Genomic DNA, 4838 nt, shown 5'->3' with positions numbered 1-4838 from the left:
GGACTTCCCGGACTTGCCGACCTTCCCGGCGGGACGGGCGAGATAGCCCAGGTCCAGCACGCCGAGCTCGGAGCCGCCCTTGAACCAGGTCGCCGACCACTTCTTGGGGTCGAGACCGAGGCTGCCGTCGTTGGCCGACAGCGTCTCGTGCAGCCGCTTGGAGTTCAGTGCGGTCAGGCCGGCGTAGGCGCGGCAGACGTCGCGCGGGGAGCCGAACCACTCCAGCGTGTCGATCTCGCGGGGCTTGGTCCAGTACTTGATGTCCGACAGCGACTGCTTGGCGACCGTTCCCTCCAGGTAGGCGAGCTTCTTCGCGGTGCTGAGCGCGAGGTAGGACCTGGCCTGCTCCGGATAGTTCACCCCCTTGAGCAGGAACAGCTCCCGGGTGGTGAGGAAGGGGATGTTCAGCTTGGCGTGGCCGGACCACTGCCGCACCTTGGCCTCGACGGCCTTGCGCCCGACGGTGTGGATGAGGATGTCGGTGGCGGTGTTGTCGCTGATCGAGATCATCAGTTTCGCGGCCTCGTGGACCGTGGTGGTGCTGTTGTCGGGACGCTCGAACAGGCCACCCTGGCTCGGGCTCTTCCACTCGGGCTTGATGGTGAGCTTGCCGTCCCAGCTCAGCTTGCCGTCGCGGATCTTCTCGGCCACCGCGCCCAGCACGTAGAACTTGAACATCGAGCCCAGCGGCCGGGGCCGGTCCGGTGCCACGGAGTGAACGATCTTGCATCGGCCCCGGGAGTCGATCTCGGCGGCGAGGAAGCCGACCTCGGGGGCGACCTTGCGCAGCCGGGCGTCGAGCTCGCTCCAGCTCCCGGGGACCGGGGGGATGGGCACGTCCTCGGGGGCGACCCGCAGCGAGCCGATCTTCCCCTCGCCGTCCACGGCCAGCGTGAGGACGAACTTCTGTCCGGCGACGGTCACCGGTCCGACCAGGAGGTCGGGCTTGACGGTGGTCAGCTTCTCCAGCGTGAGCCCCTTGAGCTGCGCGGTGAAGGCGTTGAAGTCGGCGGGCGGGACCGTCTTGAGGAACTCCGCGCTGAGGTGGTCGCGCAGCTCGCTCTCGGCGATGGGCGCCCTGGGCACGGCGTCGAGGAACCAGCTCAGCTGCCGGCCGGCCGGGCTGTCGGGGATCACCGGAGCCGCGGCGACCGCCGGCGCGGTGGAGACGGCCGCCGCGGCCTGCCCGCCGGCCGCGAGCACCGCCAGTGGCGCGGCCGCGGTGGCGAGGGCGAGGGCGAGGATGCGTGCCTGTCTGAACGGAAGTCGCACGGAAAGCTCCTTGTCGGACCGGGGACGTCACCACCTCTCCGGTGGCCTTGATCCCAAACTAGGCAGGGCCGCGCGGCCGCGACACCCGGCCACCCTCCGTCCCGCGGGGTGCGGCAAACTGCAACGGATGTGCGGACAACCCCATGGACGGAGACTTCTGCGGCAGGTCACGCTCCCTTTCATGACTGCCGCGACCTCCTCCCGTGTGCTCGCCGCGGCGGCGGCCGCGGTGGCCGCGGCCGCGATCGTCGCGGGCGGGCTGCTGGAGACCGGGCTGCCCGCGCCGTTCAGCCAGTGGCTGTTCATCGTGGTGTGCCTGACCCTGCCCGCGATCGGCTGGCTCGTCGCGGACCGGCGCCCCGACAACGTCTACGGCTGGCTGCTGCTGGCCGCCGCGGACTGCCTGGGCCTCGGCGCGTTCGGCACCAGCCTCCTGATGCGGGAGGACATCGGCCAGGGCCCGCTGGCCGGCGTCGCCGCCGTGCTCGCCTCGCTGTTCACCGTTTTCTACGGGCTGTCCTGGGTCTTCATCCCCATCATGTTCCCCGACGGGCGCCTGCCCTCGCGCCGCTGGCGGCCCGTCGCCTGGATCGCCGCGGCGGCCGTCACCGCGCACTGGCTGAGCATCCTCCTGTCTCCTGACGAGGTCTACGCCATCTTCCCGGGCGGCAACCCGCTCGGGCTCAGCGGGCCGGCCGGGCTGGTCGTCGCCGTCGTGGGCGGCCTGGGACAGGTCGTGACCTTCCTGGTGGGGCTGGCCGTACTGATCTCCCTGATCGTCCGCTGGCGGCGGAGCGCCTCCACCGAGCGCCGCCGGCTCCGCTGGATGGTCGCCGGGACCGTGGGCACCCTGGGCGGGTTCGTGCTGATGACTCCCTTCTTCTTCGGGGCCGGGGAACTCAGCCCGGCCGTCTGGGTGGGCGTCTTCAGCGCCATGGCCGCGATGCCCGCCGTGATCGCGGCGGCGGTCTTCCGGCACAACCTCCTCGACGTCAGGGTGGGGATCAGGGGCTCCCGGCTCTTCCTGGTCTTCGACCTGCGGCCCACGGTGGACGAGCTGCTGACCGAGCTCGGCCCGGCGCTGGAGGAGGCGGAGCCGGTGGAGCAGCTCGGCAGGCTGGCCGGGGCCGTGCAGGCCGGGCTGGAGGTCCGGTGGGCCGCCGTCGAGCTCGCCGACGGCACGCGGGTGGTGGCGGGGGAGGAGGACGGCGAGGCCGTGCTCACCGTGCCGGCCGGGCTGGGGCGCATCGCGTGCGGCCCCAGGACGGTGGGGCGCTTCACCACTGAGGACCGGCGCCTCCTGCGGGCGCTGGCGGTGCCGATCGGGCTGGTGATCCAGAGCGCGGGACTGGCGGCCCGGCTGGTCAACGCGGAGGAGGCCGAGCGGCGGCGGATCGAGCGCAACATCCACGACGGGGTCCAGCAGCAGCTCGTGGCGCTGATCGCGGGGCTGGAGCTGGCCCGGGCGACGGGCGGCGGTCCCGACAGCCTGGCACTCCTGCGCGAGCAGGCCCGGCAGACCCTCACCGACCTGCGGGAGCTCGCGGCGGGCATCCACCCGTCCGTGCTCAGCCAGGGCGGCCTGGTGGAGGCGGTCGAGGAGCGCTGCTCGCGCCTGCCGGTGGCGACGACGGTGGCCGCCGACGCGGCGCTGCGGGCACGGCGCTTCCCCGACGAGATCGAGGGCGCGGTCTACTTCGCGGTGAGCGAGGCGATCGCCAACGCGCTCAAGCACGCCGCGGCCTCCCGGATCGAGGTACGGCTGACGCAGGCCGGCGGGCGGCTCCAGGCGGTCGTCTCGGACGACGGGAAGGGCTTCGACCCGGCGCTGACCGGCTGCGGGGGGCTGGGCCCGCTGGCCGACCGGATGGCCGCGCTCGGCGGAGGACTGGAGCTGACCGGCAGGCCGGGAGAGGGCACACGCCTGCGCGCCTGGGTGCCGGCGCCCGGCTGACGGTCGTGCGGTCCGGCTGCGCTCAGCCGAACACCGCCGGCGGCGGGACGGGCACGACGACGGGGTCGCCGTCGTTGAGCGGGGGCGCTCCGGCGATGAACCTGGTCAGGTCGTCCCCGTGGACGCACCGGGCCTGGGTGAGGCCCCCGGCGGCCCGGCGGGACAGGCCGGTGAGAGGCAGGCCGGCGCGGGAGGCGGCGACGATGAGGTTGCCGAAGCGGCGCCCCCGCATGACGCCGGGGTCGGCGAGCAGGGCCATGTGGGGGAAGACGCGGCCCACGGTGGCGAGCACCCGGCGCGCGAAGGCCAGGCCCTTGCCGTCGGCGATGTTGACCAGCAGGGTCCCGGCGGGGCGCAGGACGCGGGCGACGTCGCCCATGTATTCGGAGGTGGCCAGGTCGAGCGGCATCGTGGCGCCGCTGAAGGCGTCCAGCACGACCAGGTCGGCCGAGCCGTCCTGGAGCCCGGCGGTCGCCGTACGGCCGTCGAGGATCTTCACCTTGAGCCGCGGCACCGACTTCAGCCTGAGCTGGTCCCTGACGAGCTGCACGAGGCCGCCGTCCGGCTCGGCGACGGTCTGCCGCGACCCCGGGCGGGTCGCCGCCACGTAACGGGGCAGGGTGCAGGCGCAGCCCCCCACGTGCACGGCGTCGAGTGGGCCCTCGTCGAGGAGGTCGATCACGGTGGCCATCAGCCGGACGTATTCGAAGTCGAGGTAGGTCGGATCCTCCAGGTCCACGTAGGACTGGGGCACGCCGTCCTTGGAGATCACCCAGCCGGAGGGCCGGTCGAGATCCCCCAGGAGCTCCACCTCGCCGAAGGTCACCGGATAACGGCCTGGCATCGGCCCTCGCGGTTCCCGCCTGACCATCACCTTTGATCCTCTTTCCTCTGATATACAACAACCCGGGGGACACCCTTGGGAGAAACCGTATGCGTAGTCGAGCGGTCCTCACACTCATCATCGTCGTTCTCACCGTCATCACCGCCGGCGTCTACGTGCTGGTCCGCCCGAGGGAGGCGGAGGGCCGCAAGGTGGCCGGTCCCGAGGAGACGGCGCTGGCCTACCTGACGGCCTGGGAGAACAGCGACATCGGCGCGATGGGCCGCCTGGTCGCCGACCGGCCCGCCGACTTCGCCGAGCGGCACCGCGCCTTCGCCCGGGATCTGGAGATCGAGACGCTGGACCTGACGCCGGGCACGTTGCGGCGGCAGGGGGACCGGTCGGCCGAGCTGCCCTTCCAGGGAGTCAGGGAGATCAAGGACCTCGGGGCCTGGCCGTTCTCCTCGACACTGCGGCTGGCCCTGCGGGAGGGGCGGTGGAGGGTGCTCTGGGCGCCGGAGACGCTCCACCCGGCGCTGAAGGACGGCGGGCGGATCCGGCTCAGGGAGACCCCGGCGCCCGCGGCCGAGCTGGTCACCCGCTCCGGCGCGCGCTTCCCGCGCGACAGCGGGGCCGAGAGCTACCTCGACATGCTCGGGGCCGACCTGGACGAGACCGACAGCGGCTACGTCCTGGAGGCGGTCCAGGCGGACGGGACGGCACGGGAGCTGACGGCGTTCGCGCCGCCGTCCGTCGAAAGGGTCCGCACCACCTTCTCCCGGCCGGTCC

The 4838-nt window shown here is 72.8% G+C and carries 4 protein-coding genes; 2 read left to right on the top strand and 2 right to left on the bottom strand.

Annotated features, from left to right (window positions below; translation table 11 throughout):
• Positions 1–1272, bottom strand: a 1272-nt coding sequence (locus ACWDS7_RS46610; protein ID WP_451934537.1) for a serine hydrolase, incomplete at its 3' end; no start/stop codon positions are given.
• A gap of 181 nt (positions 1273–1453) precedes the next feature.
• Here ACWDS7_RS46610 and ACWDS7_RS46605 point away from each other — a divergent pair.
• Positions 1454–3226, top strand: a complete 1773-nt coding sequence (locus ACWDS7_RS46605; protein ID WP_451934536.1) for a sensor histidine kinase — start codon at positions 1454–1456, stop codon at positions 3224–3226.
• Positions 3227–3248: 22 nt separating this feature from the next.
• Here ACWDS7_RS46605 and ACWDS7_RS46600 read toward each other — a convergent pair whose 3' ends face one another.
• Positions 3249–4070, bottom strand: a complete 822-nt coding sequence (locus ACWDS7_RS46600) for a spermidine synthase (RefSeq protein WP_451934535.1) — start codon at positions 4068–4070, stop codon at positions 3249–3251.
• Between the two features lie 89 nt (positions 4071–4159).
• On the opposite strand from ACWDS7_RS46600, the gene ACWDS7_RS46595 reads away from it, so the two are divergent.
• Positions 4160–4838: NTF2-like N-terminal transpeptidase domain-containing protein (locus ACWDS7_RS46595; protein ID WP_451934534.1), on the top strand; the 679-nt coding region annotated here is incomplete at its 3' end.

The organism is Streptosporangium sp. NPDC003464 (genome assembly GCF_053588315.1).
The sequence above is the reverse complement of the archived record's forward strand: the minus strand, read 5'-3'. Positions and strand labels throughout refer to the sequence as shown.

Excerpts from the sequence above, each read along its gene's own strand:
- ACWDS7_RS46600 (WP_451934535.1), bottom strand. The coding sequence starts at position 4,070 with ATGCCAGGCCGTTATCCGGTGACCTTCGGCGAGGTGGAGCTCCTGGGG.
- ACWDS7_RS46605 (WP_451934536.1), top strand. The coding sequence starts at position 1,454 with ATGACTGCCGCGACCTCCTCCCGTGTGCTCGCCGCGGCGGCGGCCGCG.